This window comes from Lujinxingia sediminis, assembly GCF_004005565.1.
GTDB classification, from domain to species: Bacteria; Myxococcota_A; Bradymonadia; order Bradymonadales; family Bradymonadaceae; genus Lujinxingia; species Lujinxingia sediminis.
Map to the genome: position 1 here is coordinate 1 of NZ_SADD01000040.1, position 1,078 is coordinate 1,078.

Below are 1,078 nucleotides of genomic sequence, written 5' to 3' on the forward strand. Positions count from 1 at the left end.
TGAAGTTGCCCCGCTTTCCTGGACAGTCATCTCTTAATTCATGCCGCCTGACCTAGCGCGGCGCGGGCCATCTTCTCTTCGTAGCGATTGGGAGATTCAAAGCCAATCGCTGAATGCAACCTCCTGGCGTTGTACCAGCGGATGTAGTCAAGCACGGCGAGGCTCGCCTCATCTTGCGTGGTAAAGGTCGTCTGATAGACGAGCTCTTTTTTGAGCGATGCGAAAAAGCTCTCGGCGACCGCATTATCCCAGCAGTCGCCTTTGTTGCTCATGCTGATTTGGCCGCCCCAGTTCTCGACCATCTTGCGGTAATCGCCGGCGGCGTATTGGGAGCCCTGGTCGGTGTGGTGGAGCCATCCGGCCTCGGGACGACGTTGGTGCACCGCCATCTGAAGACATGCCTGGGTGAGTTCCTGACGCATATGCGTGGCCATTGCCCAGCCGACCACGCGCCGCGAGGCAAGGTCGATGAGCACGGCCAGATAGAGCCAGCCGCGAGTCGTCCACAAATACGTGATATCGCCCACCCAGGCGCGGTTAGGCTCGCTCACGTTGAAGCGGCGATTGAGCGTGTTTGGCGCGGGCTTATAGTCGTGATTGGAGTCGGTGGTACACCTGTATTTACGGCGCGAAACCGACCTTAAACCTTGCTCACGCATCAAGCGCGCCACACGTTTTCGCCCGATGCTCACATCGTGATGGCGCAGTTCCCGGTGGATGCGTGGAGAGCCATAACATTTGCGACTCTCCAGAAAAATGCGGCGAATGAGCGGCTTGAGGCGAGCATCCTCCTGCGCTCGGGCGCTGGGTTTGCGGCTTCGCCACGCATAAAACGTGGAGCGCGGCACCCGCATCACCCGGCACAACATGCTCACGCTGTGGTTCGCCCTCTCTGCCTGGATGAAGCGGCACCTCACTTCGACTCCTTCGCAAAGAAGGCTGCGGCCTTTTTTAAAATATCGCGCTCCTCCTTAAGGATGCGATTCTCCCGGCGCAGGCGCTGCAACTCCTCCTGCTCGGACTCGCTCACATCATCGCCGCGTTCCTCACGGTGCTTCTTTAACCAGTTGTGAAGGGA

General features: G+C 58.8%; 1 protein-coding gene. It reads right to left on the reverse strand.

The genetic code is table 11. The features are described 5' to 3' along the window. Positions 1 to 38 precede the first annotated feature (38 nt). Entirely contained in the window at positions 39 to 917 is an 879-nt protein-coding gene (locus EA187_RS20200; RefSeq protein WP_241250219.1) for an IS3 family transposase, read from the reverse strand. Positions 918 to 1,078: the final 161 nt, after the last annotated feature.